This is a genomic window from Pseudoxanthomonas suwonensis (assembly GCF_010093235.1).
GTDB classification, from domain to species: Bacteria; Pseudomonadota; Gammaproteobacteria; order Xanthomonadales; family Xanthomonadaceae; genus Pseudoxanthomonas; species Pseudoxanthomonas suwonensis.
In genome coordinates, this window is the sequence record NZ_PDWP01000032.1 from 1 (window position 1) to 19,501 (window position 19,501).

20 protein-coding genes and 1 pseudogene are annotated in these 19,501 nt (G+C 71.8%); all 21 read right to left on the reverse strand.

The features are described from left to right. A pseudogene (locus CSC68_RS15975) lies at positions 1–352 on the reverse strand (flagellar biosynthesis protein FlhF); the annotation flags it as partial. Positions 353–522: 170 nt separating this feature from the next. Next, positions 523–2,517 (reverse strand): flagellar biosynthesis protein FlhA, encoded by a 1,995-nt coding sequence (gene flhA, locus CSC68_RS13850; protein WP_425501261.1) that lies wholly within the window; start codon positions 2,515–2,517, stop codon positions 523–525. Between the two features lie 92 nt (positions 2,518–2,609). Further along, positions 2,610–3,746, reverse strand: coding sequence for a flagellar biosynthesis protein FlhB (gene flhB / locus CSC68_RS13855; protein ID WP_162204201.1), 1,137 nt, complete (start codon positions 3,744–3,746; stop codon positions 2,610–2,612). Between the two features lie 70 nt (positions 3,747–3,816). Next, on the reverse strand, positions 3,817–4,611 hold the full coding sequence (gene fliR, locus CSC68_RS13860; protein WP_162204202.1) for a flagellar biosynthetic protein FliR: 795 nt from the start codon (positions 4,609–4,611) through the stop codon (positions 3,817–3,819). 14 nt (positions 4,612–4,625) lie between these two features. Continuing rightward, positions 4,626–4,895: a flagellar biosynthetic protein FliQ gene (locus CSC68_RS13865; RefSeq protein WP_162204203.1), complete on the reverse strand. Its 270-nt coding sequence runs from the start codon at positions 4,893–4,895 to the stop codon at positions 4,626–4,628. Positions 4,896–4,944: 49 nt separating this feature from the next. Then, a complete protein-coding gene (gene fliP, locus CSC68_RS13870) occupies positions 4,945–5,709 on the reverse strand; it encodes a flagellar type III secretion system pore protein FliP (RefSeq protein WP_162204204.1) in 765 nt (254 codons plus the stop codon). 1 nt (position 5,710) lies between these two features. Beyond that, positions 5,711–6,118: a flagellar biosynthetic protein FliO gene (gene fliO, locus CSC68_RS13875; protein ID WP_162204205.1), complete on the reverse strand. Its 408-nt coding sequence runs from the start codon at positions 6,116–6,118 to the stop codon at positions 5,711–5,713. Beyond that, the gene (gene fliN / locus CSC68_RS13880; protein ID WP_162204206.1) at positions 6,115–6,447 is read right to left on the reverse strand and encodes a flagellar motor switch protein FliN; all 333 of its coding nucleotides are present in this window, start codon (positions 6,445–6,447) and stop codon (positions 6,115–6,117) included. The genes fliO and fliN overlap by 4 nt, the downstream gene beginning before the upstream one ends. Further along, positions 6,444–7,460 (reverse strand): flagellar motor switch protein FliM, encoded by a 1,017-nt coding sequence (gene fliM, locus CSC68_RS13885; RefSeq protein ID WP_162204207.1) that lies wholly within the window; start codon positions 7,458–7,460, stop codon positions 6,444–6,446. The genes fliN and fliM overlap by 4 nt, the downstream gene beginning before the upstream one ends. Before the next feature lie 13 nt (positions 7,461–7,473). Next, positions 7,474–8,001 carry a flagellar basal body-associated FliL family protein gene (locus CSC68_RS13890; RefSeq protein ID WP_162204208.1) on the reverse strand — a complete coding sequence of 176 codons (528 nt, stop codon included), beginning with the start codon at positions 7,999–8,001 and terminating at the stop codon, positions 7,474–7,476. 440 nt (positions 8,002–8,441) lie between these two features. Beyond that, entirely contained in the window at positions 8,442–9,608 is a 1,167-nt protein-coding gene (locus CSC68_RS13895) for a flagellar hook-length control protein FliK (RefSeq protein ID WP_162204209.1), read from the reverse strand. Next, positions 9,605–10,063: a flagellar export protein FliJ gene (gene fliJ / locus CSC68_RS13900; RefSeq protein ID WP_162204210.1), complete on the reverse strand. Its 459-nt coding sequence runs from the start codon at positions 10,061–10,063 to the stop codon at positions 9,605–9,607. The genes CSC68_RS13895 and fliJ overlap by 4 nt, the downstream gene beginning before the upstream one ends. Next, positions 10,060–11,472: a flagellar protein export ATPase FliI gene (fliI, locus tag CSC68_RS13905; RefSeq protein WP_162204211.1), complete on the reverse strand. Its 1,413-nt coding sequence runs from the start codon at positions 11,470–11,472 to the stop codon at positions 10,060–10,062. Before fliI ends, fliJ begins: the two co-directional genes overlap by 4 nt. Beyond that, the gene (locus CSC68_RS13910; protein ID WP_162204212.1) at positions 11,469–12,092 is read right to left on the reverse strand and encodes a FliH/SctL family protein; all 624 of its coding nucleotides are present in this window, start codon (positions 12,090–12,092) and stop codon (positions 11,469–11,471) included. Before CSC68_RS13910 ends, fliI begins: the two co-directional genes overlap by 4 nt. Further along, positions 12,089–13,105 carry a flagellar motor switch protein FliG gene (gene fliG / locus CSC68_RS13915; RefSeq protein ID WP_162204213.1) on the reverse strand — a complete coding sequence of 339 codons (1,017 nt, stop codon included), beginning with the start codon at positions 13,103–13,105 and terminating at the stop codon, positions 12,089–12,091. The genes CSC68_RS13910 and fliG overlap by 4 nt, the downstream gene beginning before the upstream one ends. Further along, entirely contained in the window at positions 13,092–14,789 is a 1,698-nt protein-coding gene (gene fliF, locus CSC68_RS13920) for a flagellar basal-body MS-ring/collar protein FliF (protein WP_162204214.1), read from the reverse strand. Before fliF ends, fliG begins: the two co-directional genes overlap by 14 nt. A 17-nt stretch (positions 14,790–14,806) precedes the next feature. Continuing rightward, entirely contained in the window at positions 14,807–15,184 is a 378-nt protein-coding gene (gene fliE / locus CSC68_RS13925) for a flagellar hook-basal body complex protein FliE (RefSeq protein WP_162204215.1), read from the reverse strand. Positions 15,185–15,359: 175 nt separating this feature from the next. Beyond that, on the reverse strand, positions 15,360–16,817 hold the full coding sequence (locus CSC68_RS13930; protein WP_162204216.1) for a sigma-54 dependent transcriptional regulator: 1,458 nt from the start codon (positions 16,815–16,817) through the stop codon (positions 15,360–15,362). Further along, complete coding sequence (locus tag CSC68_RS13935; RefSeq protein WP_162204217.1) at positions 16,814–17,194, reverse strand: response regulator; 381 nt, start codon at positions 17,192–17,194, stop codon at positions 16,814–16,816. Before CSC68_RS13935 ends, CSC68_RS13930 begins: the two co-directional genes overlap by 4 nt. 17 nt (positions 17,195–17,211) lie before the next feature. After that, complete coding sequence (rpoN, locus tag CSC68_RS13940) at positions 17,212–18,642, reverse strand: RNA polymerase factor sigma-54 (RefSeq protein WP_162204218.1); 1,431 nt, start codon at positions 18,640–18,642, stop codon at positions 17,212–17,214. Positions 18,643–18,853: 211 nt separating this feature from the next. Next, positions 18,854–19,495 carry a response regulator gene (locus CSC68_RS13945; protein WP_162204219.1) on the reverse strand — a complete coding sequence of 214 codons (642 nt, stop codon included), beginning with the start codon at positions 19,493–19,495 and terminating at the stop codon, positions 18,854–18,856. Positions 19,496–19,501: the final 6 nt, after the last annotated feature.

Genomic DNA, 19,501 nt, shown 5'->3' on the forward strand with positions numbered 1-19,501 from the left:
GTGCAGGGTGGGCCATCACCACTTCCGGCGGCAGCACCGACACCGCGCGGGCGGTCGGGGTGGCCAGGGCGGCGGCCATGGCCGCGGCGAAGTCCGGATGCGGCGCGGAAGGCGCCGGGGCGGCAGGCTGTGCCGGGACGGCGGCCTGGGGCTGGGGCGCCGGTTCGCTGGCGCGGTGGGCCTCGAGCAGGGCGCGCTGCACCGCATCCTCGTCGTAGTTGCTGGCCGCGACGATCTCCACGCCTTCCTCGGTGCGGCGGTTGGGAAGGATCACGGCATCCGGCCCGTGCTCGGCGCGGACCATCCGCAGCGCGGGACGCATGTCGGCGGCGACGAAACGTTTGATCTTCATGGTCAGGAGCCGGGATTCGTGATTCGGGATTGGTGATTGGAAGAAGCAGGGGCCGGGCCTGTGCGGCCTGCCCGTGTCTCTGGTCTTGTTGGCTTGTTCATTCCCGCGTCCTTCCAGTTCGCCGCGACCCGCTCTTGCGAATCACGAATCCCCAATCACGAATCACGGCTTCAACTAATCGTTCCGACCAGCTTCAGTCGCTTGTCTTCGGGTACCTCGGTGTAGGCCAGCACCGACAGCGACGGCACGCTGTGGCGTACCAGCCGCGCCAGCGAGGCGCGTACGGTGGCCGGGACCAGCACCACCGCCGGCTCGCCGCGGGCCTCCTGCCGCCCGGCGCAGTCGGCCAGGCTCTGCTGCAGGCGCTCGGCCAGCCCGGGCTCCAGCGCCGGAGCGCCGTTGCCTTGCGCTGAGTCCTGCAAGACCCGTTCCAAAGGCGCGGCCAGGGTGAAAACCGGCAGCTCCGGCGAGGCCCCGGCGATCTCCTGGACGATGAAACGGCCCAGGCTGTTGCGGACCGCGGCGGTCAGCGCGGCCGGGTCCTGGCTGTAGGCCCCGTGCTCGAGCAGTGCCTCGGCGATCTTGCGCAGCTGCCGGATCGGGATGCGCTCCACCAGCAGGTTCTGCAGCACGCGCGCGACCACCGACAGCGGCAGGGTCTTGGGCACCAGGTCCTCGGCCAGCTTTGGCGCGCTGCGGGCGAGGGTGGCCAGCAGCTGCTGCACTTCCTCCAGGCCCAGCAGCTCCGGGGCGTGCTCGCGCACCAGGTGGGACAGATGGGTGGCGACCACGGTGGCCGGGTCGACCACGGTGTAGCCCATGGCCTCGGCCTGGGCGCGCTGGTGCGGGTGGATCCACACGGCGTCCAGTCCGAATGCCGGGTCCTTGCCCTTGATGCCGTCGATCGGGCCGAGCGCGCCGCCGGGGTCCAGCGCCAGTTCGCGGTCCGGATGGACCTCGGCGGTGGCCACCGGCACGCCATGGACTAGCAGGCGGTACTGGGTGGCCTGCAGCTCCAGGTTGTCGCGGATGTGGACCGGCGGGATCAGGAACCCGATCTCGTGGGTGAGCTTGCGGCGCACGCCCTTGATCCGCGCCATCAGCTCGCCGCCCTGGGTCTTGTCGACCAGCGGGATCAGGCGGTAGCCGACCTCCAGGCCCAGCGGATCGACCGGGCGCAGCTCGTCCCAGTCCAGCTCGCCGCTGGACTGGCCGGCCGGCGTCGCCGGGCCGGCGGCTTCCGCCAGGGCGGCCGCCGAGGCTTCGCGCTGCTCGCGCTGCCACAGTTTCCAGGCGACGAAGCCCAGCGCCGAACCCAGCGTCAGAAAAGCGACGTTGGGCATGCCCGGCACCACGCCGACCGCCAGCAGGATGCCCGCGGCCACCGCCAGCGCCTTGTGCTGGCCAAAGGCCTGGCCGACCACCGCCTTGCCCATGTCCTGGGCACGCGAGGCGCGGGTGACCAGCATCGCCACCGCGGAGGACACCAGCAGGGCCGGCAGCTGCGCCACCAGGCCGTCGCCGATCGACAGCAGGGTGTAGGTGGAGGCGGCGTCGGCGGCGGGCATGCCGTGCTGGAGCATGCCCACGGCGAAACCGCCGATCAGGTTGATGAACAGGATCAGGATGCCGGCGATGGCATCGCCGCGGATGAACTTGCTGGCACCGTCCATGGCGCCGTAGAAGTCCGCTTCCTCGCGCACCTCCTCGCGGCGGGCCTTGGCTTCCTCGCGGGTCAGCAGACCGGCGTTGAGGTCGGCGTCAATTGCCATCTGCTTGCCGGGCATGGCGTCGAGGATGAAGCGCGCCGTCACCTCGGAGATGCGCCCGGCGCCCTTGGTGATGACCACGAAGTTGATGATGGTCAGGATCGCGAACACCACGATGCCGACCGCGTAGTTGCCGCCGACCACGAACTCGCCGAACGCGGCGATCACCTTGCCGGCCGCGTCGTGGCCGTCCTGACCGTGCAGCAGGATGACGCGGGTGGACGCCACGTTCAGCGCCAGGCGCAGCATCGTGGTGGTCAGCAGGATGATCGGGAAGACGGTGAAGTCCAGCGGGCGCTGCACGTACACCACCGCCAGCAGCACCACCAGCGAGATGGCGATGTTGAAGCTGAAAAGCGCGTCCAGGACCAGCGGCGGCAGCGGCACCACCACCATCGCCAGCAGGGCCAGCACCAGCAGCGGCGCGCCTGCGCCGTTGCGGGCGATGTCGATCAGGCGCCGCGACAGCGGACGGGGAAGGTTCGCGCTCACGGAGCCTTGCCCTCCGGGAACTCATCCACCGGGACCTCGCCCAGCTGCGGCGGCCGCCCGGTACCGGGGCGCCAGGCGCGCAGCTGGTACACGTAGGACAGGACCTGGGCCACGGCGGCGTACAGTCTCACGGGGATCTCCTTGTCGATCTGGCCTTCGCGATACAAGGCGCGTGCCAGAGGCGGCGCGGATACCGTGGTGATGCGGTGGGCGGCTGCGACCTCGCGGATGCGCAGGGCCAGTTCGTCCACGCCCTTGGCCACCACCCGGGGGGCGCGCATGCTGCCGCCGTCGTACTTGAGGGCCACGGCGTAGTGGGTCGGGTTGACCACCACCACGTCGGCCGTCGGCACCGCCTCCATCATCCGGCGCTGCGACATCTGGTACTGCATCTGCCGGATCTTTCCCTTGACCTGCGGGTTGCCGTCGGTCTCCTTCATCTCCTCGCGCACTTCCTGGCGCGTCATCTTCAGCTTCCGGGTCCAGTTCCACTTCTGGTACGGCGCGTCGGCCGCGGCCAGCAGCAGCAGGGCCACCGCGGCGGCGCCGATCAGGCGGCCGGCGAAGCCCAGCCCGGTGCGTACCGCGTCCTCGAGCGACTGCCCGGGCATGGCGCGCAGCACGTCGAAGCCATGGACCAGCACCAGGCCGCAGGCGATGCCGAGCATGGCCACGCGCAGCAGGGACTTGGCCAGCTCGGCCAGGCCGTCGGCGCTGTAGATCCGCTTGAGCGCGGCCAGCGGGTCCAGGCGCTCGGGCTTGGGAACCAGCGACTTGGTGTTGAAGTGGATGCCGCCCATCAGCACCGGGGCCACCAGGCAGGCCAGCACGGCCAGGCCGACCAGCGGCAGCACCACGATCAGCAGCTTCGCCAGCAGCGTGGCGGCGTAGCCCAGCAGCAGGCCCTGGTCCTCCAGCACGCGCAGGTCCGGGCTCAGGGCGCCGCGCAGCCAGCCGGCGGCGGCGCGGGCGAACGCCGGCCCGCCAGCCATGACCGCGACCACGCCGCTGCCGAACACCACGGCGTTGCCCAGCTCGCGCGAGCGCGCGAGGTTGCCTTCCTCGATCGCCTTTTCCCGTCTTCGGGGTGTTGGCTGTTCGGTTTTTTCCTGGCCGTCTTCGTTCTCGGCCATGCCCGGCTCCGGCGCCGGAAGGGAGCCGGCGCGCCGGGGTCAGTGCAAGTCCTGTTCCAGCCTGGCCGGATCAGCGGGTGGGGATGGCCATGCCCGCTTCGAACGCGCGGTCGAACAGGGCCTGCATCGGCTGGGCGATCTCGCCGGCCAGCATCGCCAGCAGGAAGAAGCCGGTCAGCACCGCCACCGGCAGGCCCAGCTGCACCGGGTGCAGCGACGGGGCGGCCTTGGCCAGCACGCCGAAGGTGAGGTTGGTGGCGAGCATGGCCATCATCAGCGGCAGGGCCAGGCCCAGCCCGCCACGCAGGACCGCCGAGAACAGCTCGACCGGCACCGACAGGCCGCTGGCCACCCCGGGCCAGTCCGCACCGATGGGCAGGGCCTGGTAGCTGCGGACCAGCATCGCGATCATGGCCAGGTGGCCATCGCTGGCGAAGAAAAGCAGGCCGAAGGCCAGGTAGAACCACTGCGCGACCACGCCGGAACTGGTGCCACGCAGCGGGTCGTTCATCTGCGCGAACGACAGGCCCATGCCCTGGGAAACAAGTTCGCCGGCGAAGGCGCCGGCCTCGAACACCAGGCGCAGGCAGAAGCCCATTGCCACGCCCAGGGCCAGTTCCCGCGCCACCCCGAGCACGGTGGCCGCGTCGATCCCGGCGAACCCGGGCACCGGCGGCAGCATCGGCGACAGCGCCATGGCCAGCGCGCCGGCGACCAGCACCCGGATCCGCACCGGCACCGCGCGGGTGCCGATCAGCGGCATGGCCATCAGCAGCGCGCCGGTGCGCAGCATGGTCCACATCACGGTGCCGATCATGCCGAAAGCCTGCTGGCCGTCGACCACCATCGCGGTTGCCGGATCCACGGGCTGGCTCCGCCTCAGCCGATCAGGTGCGGTATGCGCTGGAACAGCGTCACCGTGTAGTCGACCAGGTAGGCCAGCAGGAAGCTGCCCAGCGCGAACAGGGCCGCGGTCAGGGTCACGGCCTTGGTGACGAAGGCGATGGTCGGCTCGTTGATCTGGGTCGCCGCCTGGACGATGCCGACCAGCACGCCCACGGCGAGCATGGCCATCAGCAGCGGGCCGCCCACCCACAGCGCGACTTCCAGTCCGCGGCGCAGCTCGGTGAGGGCGAGTTCGGGGGTCATGGGGAGGAAGCTCCGGGAATGGGCGGGGCGCGGGCGCCGGTGCGAGGGGTCAGACCCCGTTGAAGCTGGCGGCCAGGGTGCCGACGGTGAGCACCCACCCGTCGACCAGCACGAACAGCAGGATCTTGAACGGCGCCGAGATCAGCACCGGGGACAGCATCATCATGCCCATCGACATCAGCACGCTGGCCACCACCAGGTCGATGATCACGAACGGGATGAAGATCAGGAAGCCGATCTCGAACGCGGTCTTCAGTTCCGAAGTCACGAAGGACGCGGCCAGGACCGGGAACGGGACGTCCTCCGGACCGGCGTAGGTGCCATGGCCGGCGAGGCCGGCGAAGGTCATCAGGTCGGTGTCGCGCACCTGCGCCAGCATGAACGCGCGCAGCGGAGCGGTACCGAGGTCCCAGGCGGAGCGGAAGTCGATGTCGCCGTTGAGGTAGGGGCCGAAGCCTGCGTCCCAGGCCTTCTGCCACACCGGCATCATGATCATCGCCGTCAGGAACAGCGACAGGCCCACCAGGATCTGGTTGGACGGCGTCTGGCCGGTGCCCAGCGCCTGCCGCAGCAGCGCCATGACGATGATGATGCGGGTGAAGCAGGTCATCACCAGCAGCAGCGACGGCAGCAGGGTGATGCCGGTCATCAGCAGCAGGGTCTGCAGCGGCACGCTGACCGGGGCCTCGCCGATGCGGCCCACGGTCACGTTCGGCAGCGCCGGCACCTGCGCCGCCGGGGCGGCCAGCGCCAGCAGCGGCATGCCCGCCAGCAGCAGGATGGTGATGATCAGGAGCAGGCGGCGGAAGGTCATTTCAGCTGTTCCGGCGCAGCCGCTGCGACAGCAGCTGGGCGAAGTTGGGCAGTTCTTTCAGGTTGGGCAGGCGCGGAGCCTCGGGCGTGGGAAGCGGCTCGGGCAGCTCGTGCAGCAGGGTCACGCCACCCGGCGAAACGCCCAGCAGCAGCTGGCGCCCCCCGACCTCGACCACCACCGCGCGCTCCTTGGTGCCCAGGTGCAGCGAGGCGACCACGCGCAGGCCGTCGGCGGGACGGAAGCCGGAGCCGGGCATGCGCTTGAGCAGCCAGGCCAGGCCGATGATCAGTCCGAGCACCAGCAGCAGGGCGAAGAACGCGCCGAACAGGCCCGGTCCCTGGGCGTGCGCCACCGGCCGCGCGGCCTGCGCCGCCGGGGTGGCCGCCAGCAGGAGCGGCAGGAGGTTCAACGCAGCCTCCGGATCCGCTCGCTGGGGCTGACCACGTCGGTCAGGCGCACGCCGAAGCGGTCGTTGATCACCACCACCTCGCCATGGGCGATCAGGGTGCCGTTGACGTACACGTCCAGCGGTTCGCCGGCGCCGCGCTCCAGCTCGATCACCGAGCCCTGGTTGAGCTGCAGCAGGTTGCGGATCGGCATGCGGGTGCGGCCGACTTCCAGCGACAGGGTGACCGGCACGTCGAGGATGACGTCCAGGTTCAGGTCGGCATTGGCCAGGCCGGGTTCGGACTGCAGCGCGTCGAACTGGGCCGCGGCGGCGGTGGTCTCGGTGTTCATGCGGGTGTTTCCTCGGGGGCGGGCTGGCGCGGGCTTTCGGTGCCAGGCGGTTTGGTACGGACGATCTTCACCGCGTTCATGCCGTTGGACAGGCCGAACTTGCCGGTGAACACCGGGATGTTCTCCACGCAGACCGGGACGTTGGGCGACAGCTCGATCGGGAGGATGTCGCCGACCTTCAACCGGGTCAGCTGGCGCAGGTCGATGCGCTTCTCGGCCAGCACGCTGGAAACGGTGACCTCGGCCAGCTGCAGCTGCTCGCGCAAGGTCGCGTTCCAGCTCTCGTCGCGGTCGATGCGGTCGCTCTGGATGCCGGCGTCGAGCAGCTCGCGGATCGGCTCGAGCATGGAATAGGGCAGGGTCACGTGGATCTCGCCGCCGCCGCCGTCCAGCTCCACGTGGAAGCGGCTGACCACCACGTACTCGCGCGGGGTAACGATGTTGGCGAAGTGCGGGTTGATCTCCGAGTTGATGTACTCGAAGTCCACGTTCATCACCGGCGCCCAGGCCTCGGTCAGGTCGGCGAAGGTCTGGCGCAGCATCAGCTGGATCACGCGCATCTCGGTAGCGGTGAACTCGCGTCCCTCGATGCGGGTGGGATAGCGGCCGTCGCCGCCGAAGAAGTTGTCCACCACGGTGAACACCAGCTTCGGCTCGAACACGATCAGGCCCATGCCGCGCAGCGGCTTGAAGCGCACCAGGTTGAGGTTGGTCGGCACGTACAGCGAATGCATGTACTCGCCGAACTTGATCAGGTCGATGCCGCGGACCGAGATGTCGGCCGAGCGCCGGATCAGGTTGAACAGGCCGATGCGCCACAGGCGCACGAAGCGCTCGTTGACCATCTCCAGGGTCGGCATGCGGCCCCGGATGATGCGGTCCTGGCTGGCGAAGTCGTAGGTCCGGGCGACGCCCGGGTCGGCCGGTTCCGGGTCGGTGCTCACCGCGCCGGAATCCACGCCGTGCAGCAGGGCGTCGATCTCGTCCTGGGAAAGCAGGTCGTTGATGGTCATGGGCGCGGGCGCCTTACTGGGTCACGAAGCTGGTGAACAGCAGGGACTCGGCGCAGGGCTTGCCGGTCTCGGTGGTCATCAGCCTGCGGACTTCGGCCAGCGCCTCGGCCTGCAGCGCCTCCTTGCCAGCGCGGTCGGCGATGCTGGCGGCGGTCTGCTGGGCCAGCAGCATCAGCAGGCGGGCGCGGATGGCCGGCGCGTGCCGCTCCAGGTTGGCCAGGTCGGTGGTGTCGCGGGTCAACAGCTGGATCTCGACCTGCAGGTACTGCGGGCCGTCCAGCCCGCCATTGAGGTTCCCCACGAAGGGGGGCTCCAGCGCCAGGTACTGGGCCGGCGCCGGCAGCTTCGGCTTGGCCGCTTCGGCGGCGGCGGCCTCGGCGACAGCGGCCCGCCTGGAACTCCAGTACCAGCCACCGCCGGCGGCGCAGGCCACGAGCACGGCGACCAGGGTGATGACCAGCGGCAGCTTGCCGCTGTCGCGGGGAGCGGGCGCCTTGCCGGCGGTTGGGTTGCGGGGTGTCCTGTCGGCTGCGGTGGCCACGCGTCGATCTCCTGTGGATTGCCGCCGCTTCGATGCAAGCGGCGTGCCGCGGCGGTGGCGGGGGTTTGACGCAGCGGTCGACGGGCGCTGGCCGGAAGCCGGTCAGGGGGATCAGGACCCGCGGGGCGGTGGCCGTCGGGACCAGCAGGCACCTGACGTGCGCGCTTTCGAGACCCATCCGTTTCCCGGCGCCGGGAAACGGGTGCACCCGGCCGTGGCAGGTGACCGGGCGATCAGTGGAAGCGCGGCGACTGCCGGCTGGCGAACGGGGCCGGGAGACCCGCACGGCACGGTTGCCTGGGAGTTCGGCCGTGAGTGGCCAGCGCCGCAGGGTGGGCATGGCCCATGGGTATGGGGCGTCGGTGGAACGTCGCCGGCAGGGACCGGGCGCGTGTCCCGCCGCGACCGGAACGCCGGCAGCGGTGCGGGAGAGCGTCTGGTCAGGCGTAGGCGTCGAGCAGGCCGCGTCGCAGGGTCGCAGGGGCGCGCCTGGTCGGAGCCGTTTCGCCGCCGCCAGCATCGCCTTCCGCGTCCCGGGTGCCGCGGCCGCCCTGGGCGGGGGCGTCCCCGCGGTCATGGCCCACGCCGGCGTGCGCCAGCTCCAGGCCATGCTGGCCCAGCATCTCGCGCAGGCGCGGCAGGCCCTGCTCCAGCGCCTGGCGGACTTCGGCCTGGGCGCTGCTGAAGTCGGCGCTCAGGCGGTCACCGTCCAGGTGCAGCCGCACTTCCACCGGTCCCAGGTCCTGGGGCGAGATGCGGATCACGGCGTGGCCGATCTTCTGGCCGGCCAGCCATTCCACGTGGTCGCCGACGTCATCGACGAAGCCGGCCTCGCCGAGCTGCGGCGTGGGCAGGTGGGCCGGGGTCTCCAGCGGCGATACGGACGCGGGGGTGCTGGCCGCGACCGGGGCGAGGCCCGGCAGGACGAAGCCCGGCGCCGGCGCCTCCGGGGCTTCGATCGCCTGTGCCTGCGTCTGCAGTGCGCGCAGGGTTTCGGCGAAGCGGCCGTTGCCGTTCTCCGGCTCCGCGATCGGCGCCAGCGCGGGGGCATCGGCGGCCACCGGCACGGTTGCCGGACCCGCGGCCTCCGCCATGCCGGCCGCGTCCATCGTGGCAGCGGCGGCCTGCACCGGCCCGGGCAGGACGGCGGCGGGAGCGGTGGCTTCGCCGGCCAGCGGATTGCCGGCCGGTCCGCCCGCTGGTGCCTGCACGGGGGCCGGCGCCGGCTGCGCCGGCTGCAGCAGCCAGGCCAGGCCGGGCGGCGGCCATGCGGCTTCCGCCTGGGGGTCGTTTCCAGGTTCGTCGGCCGGGTCGGTGCCGGCGTCCGCACCCACGGTTGCCGCGGCGGCAGCCTCGTCGGCCGGATCAGCCGCCTTGGCTTCGGGGCGCGCGGCCTGCGCGCCGGGCTGGCGGCGCGGATCGTCGTTCGGGGCCTTGCGGTCGGCCTTGTCCGGCTGTCCGGGGCTGCTGCGGCGCGAGGCTTCCGTACCCTGCGGGGCCTCCAGCATGCGGGCGAATCCCAGGTCATCGCCGCGTTCCGGCGTGGAACGGGGAGCGGAGGAAGGGGCAGGGGAGGCGGCGACGGCGCCAAGCAGGGACGGGTTCACTGCACTTCTCCTTCGCGTCGGGCTTCCTGTTGCGCGGCGCGGACCCGGCGGGCGCCGAGGTCGTCCATTTCGCGCTGGCTGCGGCGCTCGTCGATCTTCTGCTCCTGGGCGCGGTAGCTGGCGGCCAGCTGCTCCAGCACCTGCTTGTCGCGGCTGGCCAGCAGCAGGCGGGCACGCTCGGCCTCCAGGCGCTGGCGGCTGAGGTCGACGTTGCGGGTCTGCTGTTCGACCGCGCTTTCCAGCCGGTCGAGGAAGGCGCGGCGGTTGGCCAGCTGCGCCGGGCTGATCGCGGCCATCTGGCTGGAGGCGTACTCCTCGGCATACCGGCGCAGTTCCTCCAGCCGCGACTCCTGCAGCTGGTGGGCCCGCTGGCGCTCGGCCAGGTCGCGGGCCACGGCATCCTCGTGCTCCTGCGCCCGGCGCAGCAGCGGATCGATGCGGCGGGACTGCATCATGCGGCGTTCTCCTTCTTCTGCAGCAGGTCGGCGAGGGCCTGGCGGCTATGTTGCAGGTCCGCCGAGCGGGCGATGTCCTGGCCGAGGAACTCGACGATCTCCGGCCAGCGCGCCAGCGCCTCGTCCACCACCGGGTCGTTGCCCCGCTGGTAGGCGCCGATGGCGATCAGGTCGCGGTTGGCGTTGTAGGCGGCGACCAGGCGCTTGAGTGCGCGGATGCGCTCGCGCCAGGTCTCGTCGGCGATGTCCTGGACCACGCGGCTGACCGAGGATTCGACGTCGATGGCCGGGTACAGGCCGGCGTCGGCGATCCGGCGCGACAGCAGGATGTGGCCGTCGAGGATGGCGCGGGCGGCGTCGGCGATCGGGTCCTGTGGGTCGTCGCCCTCGGTCAGCACGGTGTAGAAGGCGGTGATCGAGCCACGCCCGGCGGCGCCGTTGCCGGCGCGTTCCACCAGCGCCGGGAGCTTGGCGAACACGCTCGGCGGGTAGCCGCGGGTGGTCGGCGGCTCGCCCACCGACAGGCCGATCTCGCGCTGGGCCTGGGCGAAGCGGGTCAGCGAGTCCATCAGCAGCAGGACGTTCAGGCCCTGGTCGCGGAACCACTCGGCGATGGCGGTGGCGCGGTAGGCGCCATGCAGGCGCGCCAGTGGCGGGCGGTCGGCCGGGGCGGCCACGACCACCGCGCGGCGCAGGCCTTCCTCGCCCAGGGTGGTCTCGACGAAGTCGCGCACTTCGCGGCCGCGCTCGCCGATCAGGCCGACGACGATGACGTCGGCCGAGGTGAAGCGGGTCATCATGCCCAGCAGCGTCGACTTGCCGACGCCGGAGCCGGCGAACAGGCCCACGCGCTGGCCACGACCGATCGGCAGCAGGGCGTTGATCGCGCGCACGCCCACGTCGAGCGGCTGGATGATGGGTTCGCGCGCCAGCGGGTTTATTGCAACTCCGGCCATGCCGACGCTGCCCTCGGCGCGGATCGGGCCCTTGCCATCCAGCGGCACGCCGTCGGAGTCGATGACCCGGCCGAGCAGGCCTTCGCCCACTTCCACGCCGCCGCGGCGGCGCACCGGCACCACCCGGGCGTTGGGCAGCAGGCCGTGCAGTTCGGCGCTGGGCATCAGCGAGGTGCGGTCGCCGGCGAAGCCGACCACCTCGGCCTCGACCCAGCCGCCATCGGCCACTTCCACCTTGCAGGTGGCGCCCATCGGCGCCTCGCAGCCGGTGGCTTCCAGGGCCAGGCCCACCGCGCGGCGCAGGATGCCCTCGCGGATCAGGCCGCGGCCGGCGGCCTGGTCCAGCGAGATCGACTCCAGGCGCATGGCCAGGCGCAGGTTGCGCGCGGACAGCCAGTCGGCCGGCACCGCGCCGCCGGCGGGATTGCGTGCAGGAGCAGGAGCGGGACTCATGCGCCGGCTCCGGCCTTGTGGAGGACGCTTTCCAGCGCGCCGCGCAGGCGCGCTTCCAGGGTGCCGTCGATGCGCACGGCCTCGGCATGCACGCGCAGGTCGCCGCGGCCCAGGCTGGGATCGGGGACCAGGCGCGCGCCGGCCGGCAGCGCCAGCATCGGGGCCAGGGCCTGGATGTCGTCCGGATGCAGGCGCACCTCGACGTCGCGGCCCGCGCCACCGACCGCATCCAGCGCCTCGGCGACCAGTTCGGACAGCAGCGCCGGCTCGGCCGCGTAGGCGCGCCCGACCAGGCTGCCGGCGATGCGCACGGCCAGTTCGCCGAGCGCGGCGGTGACCTCGTCCTCGAGGCGGGCGAGGGGACGGGTGAAGTTGTCGAGGATGCCCTCGATCTGGGCGGTCAGGCGGCGCACCTCGGCCTGCCCCTGGGCGAAGCCTTCCTGGTGGCCCTGGGCGAGGCCTGCCTGGTAGCCCTCCTCGCGCGCGGCGTCCTGGATCTCCTGGATCTCCTCCAGGGTGGGCGGCACCGGGATCGGCACCTCCTCCACGATCTCCGGGGCGGCCGCCTGCTGCGGCTCGACCTCCAGTTCCGGAGCCAGCCAGCGGACGACGGTGCTCATACCAGCTCCTCGCCGCCGCCGTTGCTGAGGTTGATCACGCCCTCATCGGCCAGGCGGCGGACGATGGCCATGATCTCCTTCTGCGCCGCCTCGACGTCGGCCAGGCGTACCGGGCCGCGGGCCTCCATGTCCTCCAGCAGGATCTCGGCCGCACGCTGGGACATGTTGCGGGTGATCTTCTCGCGCACCCTGACGTCGGCGCCGCGCAGGGCGATGCCCAGGCGCTCGCCGGAGACCTCGCGCAGCAGGGTCTGCAGCTCGCGGTCGTCCAGCTCGACCAGGTCGTCGAACACGAACATCAGGTCCTGGATGCGCTGGCACAGTTCGCTGTCGACCTTGCCGATCTCGCCCAGGATCGACTGGTCCTGCCCGGTCTCCAGGAAGTTGAGGATGTTCGCCGCGACCTTGACGCCGCCGATGTTGGACGACTTGAGGTTCTGGTTGCCGGCGAACTGGCGCTCCATGATCTCGTTGAGCTCGTTCAGCGCGTTCGGCGGGATGCCGTCGAGGGTGGCGATGCGCAGCAGCACGTCGGCGCGCACGCGCTCGGGCAGGAACTTCAGCGCCTCGGCGGCCTGGTCCGGGTCCAGGTGGGACAGCACGATGGCCACGATCTGCGGGTGCTCGTTGCGCACCAGGTCGGCCACCGCGCGCGGATCCATCCACTTGAGCGTGTCCAGGCCGGTGGTGTTGCGGCCCAGCAGGATGCGGTCGATCAGGCTGCCGGCCTTGTCCGCGCCGAGGGCCTGGATCAGCACGTTGCGGATGTAGTCGTCGGCGCCCACGCCCAGCGAGGTCTGGCGCTCGAGCGCGTTCTCGAACTGCTGCATGACGTCCATGACCTGCTCGCGGCTGATGCCGCTCATGGTCGCCATGGCCAGGCCGAGCTTCTGCACTTCCTTGGCGCTCATGTGCTTGAGCACCTCGGCGGCGTCGGCCTCGCCCAGCGAAAGCAGCAGCACCGCGGCGCGCTGCACGCCGTTGAGCTCGGACGGGAGACTAGGCTGCTTCATTTCCCAACCACTCCTTCACGACCTGGGCGACCCGCTTGGAGTCGGCGCGCACGGCCTCGCGCGCGGTGCGCAGGCGGTCCTCGTAGGAATCCGAGGGCAGGGCCATCGGCGTGGGCGCCTGCAGTCCGATCTTGGCGGTGTCCTCGGCCAGCGCCGGCATCTCCTCGTCGTCGTCCAGCAGCGAGACCTCCGCCGTCTGCGGCTCGGTCTCCTCCTTCTTCGGCGCCGGCGGGGCGACGATCTGGCGGATGCTCGGGCGCAGCACGCCGAACAGCAGGGCCAGCACCACCACCGCGCCGACCAGCAGGCGCAGGGCGTCGCGGACCCGCGGGTCCTCCCACCACTTCGGCGCGTCGGCCACCGGGGCCTCGTCGCGCACGAACGGGGCGTTGACCACCGAGACCACGTCGCCGCGGGAGGCGTCGAAGCCCACCGCCTGGCGCACCAGCTCCTGGACCCTGGCCAGTTCCTGCTCGGACAGCGGTTGCAGGGTGACCTTGCCGTCGGCGCCGGCGCGCGGCACGTGGTCCACCACCACCGCGGCGGTGACGCGGCGGATGCGGCCGGCCGGCTGGCGGGTGTGCTGCAGGGTGCGGTCCAGCTCGAAGTTGCGGGTGGCGCTGCGCGAGCTGGTGCCGGTGGCGGCCGCGGTGGCGGTACCCGGCAGCGGGGTGCCGTCGGCCTGCTGCTCGGCGGCCGCGCCCGGCGGGGCGTTGCTGGGGGCGCCGGGGATGCCCGGCGGGCCCTCGCCGGCGGTGGTGTTCTCGCTGCCCTGTTCGCTGCGCAGCTTCTGCGGCTCGGCGTTGAACAGCTCGCGCGCCTCCTCGGTGACCGAGAAGTCCATGTCCCCGGTGACCTCGGCGTTGACCCGGCCGCTGCCGGTCAGCGGCGCCAGCAGCTCGCGGATGCGCTGGTTGTACGAGGTCTCCTGGCGGCGGACCTGCTCGAACTGGGCGGCGCTGAGCGCAGAGGCGCTGTCCTGGCCATTGCTGCTGAGCAGGCGGCCGTTCTGGTCCACCACGGTGACCCGCTCGGGCGCCAGGTCCGGGATCGAGGAGGACACCAGGTGGACGATGGCGTCGACCTGGTTGCGCTCCAGCAGCGCGCCGGAGCGCAGCTCCAGCACCACCGAGGCGCTGGCGGCCTCGCGCTGGCGGGGGAACGCCGAAGGCTTGGGGATGGCCAGGTGCACGCGGGCGTCGCGCACCGGACGCAGGGTGGAGATGGTGCGGACCAGCTCGGTTTCCAGCGCGTGCTGGTAGCGCGCGTTCTCCACGAACTGGCTGACGCCGAAGCCCGGGTCGCGCTCCATCATCTCGAAGCCCAGGCGACCGCTCTCGGTCAGGCCGGAGCCGGCCAGCTTCAGGCGGGCGTCGTGCAGGTTGGCCTCCGGCACGGAAATGGCGCCGGTGGCCTGGTCGAGCTTGAACGGGATCTGCGCGGCGCGCAGCAGGTCGGTGGCCTCGGCCGTGGCCTTGGGGTCCAGGCCGGTGTAGAGCGGGGTATAGGCCGGCTTCTGCGACCAGAAGAAGACGAACAGGCCGGCGGCGACCGCCAGGGCGATGACCAGCAGGGTGCCGATCTTCCGCCCGAGCTGCATCTCCTGCAGCTTGACCACCGCCAGCGCCGCCTTCTCGGTGGCCTGCTCGCGGTTGAACGCGTCCTTGGAAAGGGTCATTGCCATCGTGCTTCAGTCCCCGGTCACAGCGGCATGTTCATGACGTCCTGGTACGCCTGTACCAGTCGGTTGCGGACCTCGACGGTGGCGCGGAAGGCCACCTGCGACTGCTGCGAGGCGACCATCACCCGGGCCAGGTCCGCGCCCGGCTCGCCGCGCTCGAACGCGGCCTGCAGCGCCCCGGCCTTCGCCTGGGCCGCGTTCACGCCCTCCATCGCGCGGGACAGGGTCTGGGTGAAGCTCGGCACGCCGGAAACGCCGCCGGCGCCCGGAGCCTGCATCCCGCCCAGGCCCTGGATCGCGTCGCCGCGCGCCACGTCGCCGGTACGCGCGGCCGCCTGGCCGAGCTGGCCCTGGTAGGCGCGGATCTGCGACAGGACGGAGCTGATCGAGTCGGTCATGGGTGGTTCCCCTCGGCATGGGCCGGTGTCGCCGCAGTGGATGCAAGCGGCGTGCCACGGGTGCAGGGCATGGGCGCCGGAAATCCGACCGCGCCCGGGGCGCGACCCCGGAAAACGGCAACGCCCCGCGGGCGCGGGGCGTTGCAGCGGCCGGCGGCGCGGGGAGCGGCCGTGCTCAGCCCAGCGCCTCGCTGTGCTCCCGCTCGATCCCGTACTTGCGCAGCTTCTCCACCAGGGTGGTACGGCGCAGGCCCAGCAGCTGGGCGGCATGGGCGACCACGCCCTGGCTGCGCTCCAGCGCCTCCCGGATCAGGCGCAGCTCGATCCCGGCGATGTACTCGCGCAGGTCCAGTCCGGCTTCCGGCAGGGCGGTGGCGGCTGCCTGCTCCGGGGCGGCCTCGGGGGCCGGCGCCGGGGCAGGGACGGCCGCCGCCGCGGCGGCGACGGGCGCCTTGAGCGCCGGTTCGGCCCCGGCCGGGACATGGGCGCGGTAGCGGGCGGGCAGATCGTCCAGCCGCACCAGGCCGCCCGGGTTGAGCACGGCCAGGCGCTCGACCAGGTTGGTCAGCTCGCGCACGTTGCCCGGCCACGGATAGCCGGCCAGCGCGGCCAGGGCGGCGTCGGCGAAGCGGAGCTCGCCGCGCCCGGAGCGGCCCAGCTGGGCGGCGATGGTGCTGACCAGGGCCGGCAGGTCCTCGGCGCGCTCGCGCAGGGCCGGCATCTCGATCGGGAACACGTTGAGCCGGTAGAACAGGTCCTCGCGAAACTGGCCCTCGGCGATCCGGTCCTCGAGGTTGCGGTGGGTGGCGGCGATCACGCGCACGTTGCACTTGATGGTCTGGTTGCCGCCGACCCGCTCGAAGCTGCGCTCCTGCAGCACGCGCAGCAGCTTGACCTGCATCGGCAGGCTCATGTCGCCGATCTCGTCCAGCAGCAGGGTGCCGCCCTCGGCCATCTCGAAGCGGCCCTTGCGCGCGGTCAGCGCGCCGGTGAAGGCGCCCTTCTCGTGGCCGAACAGCTCGCTCTCCAGCAGGTCCGGCGGGATGGCGCCGCAGTTGATCGCCACGAACGGGCCGTCGCGGCGCGCGGACTGCTGGTGGATCGTGCGCGCGACCACTTCCTTGCCGGTGCCGGACTCGCCCAGCACCAGGACCGTGGTGTCGAACGGGGCCACCTGGCTGATCATGCGGCGCAAGCGCTGCACCGCCGGACTGGTGCCGGTCGGGCCGTCGTCGGCGCCGGAACCCTGCTGCTCGGCGTCCAGGCGCTTGAGGCTGGCCCGGCGCAGGCAGGCTTCCAGCTGGGCGGGGCGGATCGGCGACTCCAGCGGCCAGACGCCGGCCTCGTGCAGGCCATGGGCGGTGGCGAAGGCGCCGGTGTCGCCCTCCAGCAGCAGCACCGGCGGCGGCAGCGGCGCGCCGCCCAGCCAGGCGAAGAAGGCGCGCGCGGCCTCCGCGTCTTCCAGCGTGCCGACCACCACGGCCATCCAGTCGGTCGGCCGCTGGCGCGAAGTGTTCACGTCGGCCGGGGATGCGGCCCAGCGCGGGTTGAGGTCCATGAACTCGAGCAGCCCGCACAGGTGTTCGGCACGAGGCCCCTGGCTGTCGATGACGAGGATGCGCGATTCGCTCACGGCGCTTGTACTCCGGCAAGACGCTCCAGGATCGGAACCACTTCCTGGAGGTAGGACAGTTTGCTGACGAAGCCATCGGCGCCGGCGCGGATCGCATGCTCGCGATGCTCGGCGTCGTCGAAATGGCTGGCGATGACGATGAAGGGCGGCTCGTCCTGTGCCTTGATCAGGCGCGTTGCCTGCAGCCCGCCCATCTCGGGCATGGCCAGGTCCATGAGGACCACGTCGGGGCGCAGCGCTTCGGAGCGCTCGATCGCTTCCAGTCCGTTGCCGGCGGTGCCGGCGACCTCGAGCCACTCCAGCCTGCGGAAGTGGCGCAGGGCGGCGTTGATGAATCCTTCGTGGTCGTCGACCAGCAGGACGCGGATGGTGCGCATCGGGCTACTCCGGGGGGTCAGGACGCGCGCGCCAGGGCGGGCGTGGCAGCGGCGCGGCGGCGCTCGCGCGCCGTGGGGATGGACAGCTGCTCACGGTACTTGGCCACGGTCCGGCGCGCGATGTGCACGCCCTGGCGGGCCAGCAGGGCGGCAATGGCGTCGTCGGCGAGCGGCCGGCCGGCCGGCTCGGATTCGATCAGGCGCTTGACCATGGCCTTCACCGCCGCGCCGGAGACGTTGGCCCCTTCCAGGCGGACGGCGAAGAAATGCTTGAGCTCGAAGGTGCCGCGCGGGGTCTGGATGTACTTGCCGCTGGTGATGCGCGAGACGGTGGACTCGTGCATGCCGATCTCGTCGGCCACTTCCTTCAGGGTCAGCGGCGCCATGGCCTCGTCGCCTTCGACCAGGAACGCGGCCTGGCGCTCGACCAGGACCCGGGTGGTGCGCAGCAGGGTCTCGTAGCGCATGGACAGGCCGCGGGTCAGCCAGCGGGCTTCCTGCAGCAGCTCGCGCAGGGCCGCGGCGCCTTCGCCGTCGCCGGCCTGGGCCAGGGCGCGCTCGTAGCCGGAATTGATCGCAAGCCGCGGCGCAGTGGCCGGATTGAGGGCCACGCGCCATTGGCCATCGGCATGCCAGGCCACCACGTCCGGCACCACGTAGCCGGCCGGGACCTCGACCGCGTCCTGCGCCGGGCGCGGCTGCAGGGAGAGGATCAGGCGCACCGCCTCGGCGACGTCGGCCTCCTCGGAATCCAGGCGGGCGGCGATCGCGGCGTGGTCGTGGGATGCCAGCGCGTCCAGGCACGATCCAAGGATCCGGGCCGCGAGCGGGCGGCCGGGGCAGGGCGAGGGCAGGGCGGCCAGCTGTGCCTGCAGGCACTCGCCCAGGTCGCGCGCGGCCAGGCCGGCCGGCTCGCCATGCAGCAGGCGCTGGCGGATGGCCTCGATCCGGTGGGCCGCCATGTCGAAGCGGGCGGTGGCCCGCAGCAGCAGGGCGGCATGGTCGCCATCCAGGTAGCCGGCGTCGTCGCAATGCTCCAGCCAGAAGGCGGCGACCTCCAGCTCCGACGGATCCAGTTCCAGGGCCAGGGCCTGCAGGACGCGGACGAAGGGATCGCTGGAGCCGGGCTCGGCGATGCGCTGCATGCGGTCATCGCCTTCGCCGTTCCAGCTGGCGCCGGGCACGTCCCACATCGAGGATTCGGGCAGCTCGTCGAAGGCGGCGGTCTCCACCGCGGCGGCTTCCGCCGGGGCCACGTCGCCGGCCGCGGGCACTACGGCCTCGGCCTGGACTTCCTCCTCCAGCTCCAGCATCGGGTTCAGCTCGAGGGCGCGGGTCACTTCCAGCTGCAGCTGCTGTGCATTGAGCTGCAGCAGCCGGATGGACTGCAGCAGCTGCGGCGTCAGGTTGAGCTGCTGGCCCAACTGGGCTGACTGGATGGCCTTCATCTTGCATTTTTCCCCTTCGGCGCCGGATTCGTTACGCCGATGTGAAGCATCCTGCCCGTGTTGCGTCGGCGGAAGAATAGGGGGGTGCCTGAAGCGTGCCGGAATATTCCCTACGTGAAGTAGGGTTTTCCCCTACACGCATAAGGAATTTCTGACGTAGCGCCCAGTTTTCGGTGCGCGGGGCGCCGGAATTTCGCCGCCCGCCGAGGCCTCAGCCGAGCTCGTGCTGGTGCTTGACCGCCAGCAGGACCAGCTCGCTGGCGCGGCGGCAGCCCAGGGCTTCCATCATGCGGGCGCGGTGGGTTTCCACCGTCTTGACGCTGATCCCCAGGCCGCTGGCGATTTCCTTGCTGCTGAGGCCCTGTCCGATCTGGGCCAGGATCTGGCGCTGGCGCGGCGGCAGTGCGGCCACGCCCTCGGGACGCGCCTGCCGGCCACGGCCAATCAGCGGGGCAATCATGCGCGAGGAGATGCGAGGGCTGAGGAACACCTCGCCGCCGGCCGCCGCACGCAGGGCCAGCTCCAGCTCCAGTGGCGCGGCGTCCTTGACCACGAAGCCGGCGGCGCCGCGGTCCAGGGCATCGCGCACGTGCAGGGGGTCGTCATGCATGGACATCATGACCACCCGCGTCCCCGGCACCCGGGCGAGGATGTCGCTGAGCGCCTCCAGCCCGGTGCGGCCGGGCAGGGAGAGGTCGAGCAGGACCAGGTCCGGGCGGTGCAGCTCGGCCAGGTCGATCGCCTGGTCGGCATTGGCGGCCTCGGCGACCACGTCCACCCCGTCGAAGGTCTGCAGCAGGCGGCTGAGCCCGGCGCGGACCAGGGTGTGGTCGTCAACGATCAGAACTCGCACGGGCTG

Coding starts and splice junctions, on each gene's coding strand:
- flhA (WP_425501261.1), bottom strand. CDS start 2,517: ATGGTGGTGGTGCCGCTGCCGCCGCTGGTCCTGGACGCGCTTTTCAGC.
- flhB (WP_162204201.1), bottom strand. CDS start 3,746: ATGGCCGAGAACGAAGACGGCCAGGAAAAAACCGAACAGCCAACACCC.
- CSC68_RS13865 (WP_162204203.1), bottom strand. CDS start 4,895: ATGACCCCCGAACTCGCCCTCACCGAGCTGCGCCGCGGACTGGAAGTC.
- fliP (WP_162204204.1), bottom strand. CDS start 5,709: ATGACCTTCCGCCGCCTGCTCCTGATCATCACCATCCTGCTGCTGGCG.
- fliN (WP_162204206.1), bottom strand. CDS start 6,447: ATGAACACCGAGACCACCGCCGCCGCGGCCCAGTTCGACGCGCTGCAG.
- fliM (WP_162204207.1), bottom strand. CDS start 7,460: ATGACCATCAACGACCTGCTTTCCCAGGACGAGATCGACGCCCTGCTG.
- fliJ (WP_162204210.1), bottom strand. CDS start 10,063: ATGATGCAGTCCCGCCGCATCGATCCGCTGCTGCGCCGGGCGCAGGAG.
- fliI (WP_162204211.1), bottom strand. CDS start 11,472: ATGAGTCCCGCTCCTGCTCCTGCACGCAATCCCGCCGGCGGCGCGGTG.
- CSC68_RS13910 (WP_162204212.1), bottom strand. CDS start 12,092: ATGAGCACCGTCGTCCGCTGGCTGGCTCCGGAACTGGAGGTCGAGCCG.
- fliG (WP_162204213.1), bottom strand. CDS start 13,105: ATGAAGCAGCCTAGTCTCCCGTCCGAGCTCAACGGCGTGCAGCGCGCC.
- fliF (WP_162204214.1), bottom strand. CDS start 14,789: ATGGCAATGACCCTTTCCAAGGACGCGTTCAACCGCGAGCAGGCCACC.
- fliE (WP_162204215.1), bottom strand. CDS start 15,184: ATGACCGACTCGATCAGCTCCGTCCTGTCGCAGATCCGCGCCTACCAG.
- CSC68_RS13935 (WP_162204217.1), bottom strand. CDS start 17,194: ATGCGCACCATCCGCGTCCTGCTGGTCGACGACCACGAAGGATTCATC.
- rpoN (WP_162204218.1), bottom strand. CDS start 18,642: ATGAAGGCCATCCAGTCAGCCCAGTTGGGCCAGCAGCTCAACCTGACG.